Here is a 1,365-nt window from a genome sequence, read left to right on the forward strand (position 1 = left end):
TAGCAACCTCCACCGACCAGGCCACAGACAACACCGGAGCTCACCTCCCCGAGCTGGGAAGAAGAAGCAACAACCGCGGAAATAGCCGCCGCAGCAAGCGAAGACGTCGAAGTCCCATCATTCCTGGCAAAGGCCTGCAGGCTTGCGAGGTCTCCGTTCCACTGGTTCCAGTCGCCGATGACCGGCCCGCCGTCCGTGTACTGCCACACGTCCTGCCGGGTCCAGCCGCTGGGCATGATGCCGGGGGTGGTCGTGCCGTAGCGCGCGACGTGGAGCGCGTGGTCGCCGAACGCGGTGGAGTTGCCCGTGCACTGGTTCCACCAGCTGGCGGTCGTGTAGATCATCGGTTTTCTGCCGGTCAACACCTGCATCTGCCGGGAGAAGTCAGCAATCCAGGCGACCATCTGGGACGGCGCCATGTTGTAGCAGGTGTTGCCCAGCGACGTGTAGGGATTGAATTCGACGTCGAGGAGAGGTGGAAGGGTCATGCCGTCAGCGCTCCATCCTCCACCGTTCTGAACGAAGAACGAGGCCTGCGCCGACCCTGAGGACAGGTTGGGCAGGGCGAAATGATACGCACCCCTGTACATGCCCGCCGCCGCAGCGCCCTCATACTGGTCCGAGAAGTACGGATTGGCGTAGTCGGTGTTCTCCGTCGCTTTCACGTAGGCGAAGCGGGCACCGTAGCTCGAAGCCGCTGTCCAGTCGACGAACCTTCCCTGGTGGCTGCTCACATCCACGCCTAGGACTCCACCGGGATTCCAGTAGTTCGTTGCGGCAGCGCCAATCTCGGATGCTGACTCGACGTCCTCCCGCCCGCTCAGGAAACCCTCCCGCGATTCCGCCGCGCGTGGGATCTGCGGATCGCCCGACTCGGCTATCCGCGCGAGCCCCTGCCCCATGGAAGCGTTCCTCACTTCCGGCGTGGCGACGGTGGCTTCCCCCTGCTGCTCCGTCTCCTCGGCCTCAGGGGGAAGAACGACCTTGGCAGGAGAGGCCGTCGTGCTGTCGGGAGATGCCTTGTCGACGGCGGGGGGGACCCCGTCCGTCGTGGGAGCGACCAGTGGGGCTACGTCGCCGTCCTGGACCGCCCTGGCAGGGGACACCGACGAAGGAGCGAGGGGAAGAACGAGTATCGCTGCGAGCAGCAGGGAGAGACGGGTTGCTGTGGGCATTCGTTTGGTTGTCACTGTGAAATCACCTATGTGTTCAGGGCCGCACGGGGATCACGCGTGCTCGTCGATCCGTGGCGCATGTGGTGGGGTCAGGTTCGTTTGACGCCTGTGGTGGGGGTCCAGGTGAGTGTTCCGTGTTGGAAGGTCTGGGTGCATTTGGTGCTGGTGGGGCAGGTCTGGTTGCTGGTGG

Annotated in this window: 2 protein-coding genes; both read right to left on the reverse strand. The window is 64.3% G+C overall.

From position 1 onward, the window contains the following. On the reverse strand, window positions 1-1,175 hold a 1,175-nt coding region (locus ACX80J_RS16720; protein ID WP_459348559.1), incomplete at its 3' end, for a lysozyme. Window positions 1,176-1,264: 89 nt separating this feature from the next. Beyond that, the coding region (locus tag ACX80J_RS16725) for a hypothetical protein (protein ID WP_459348560.1) at window positions 1,265-1,365 on the reverse strand (101 nt) is incomplete at its 5' end.

Source organism: Arthrobacter rhamnosi (assembly GCF_054510975.1).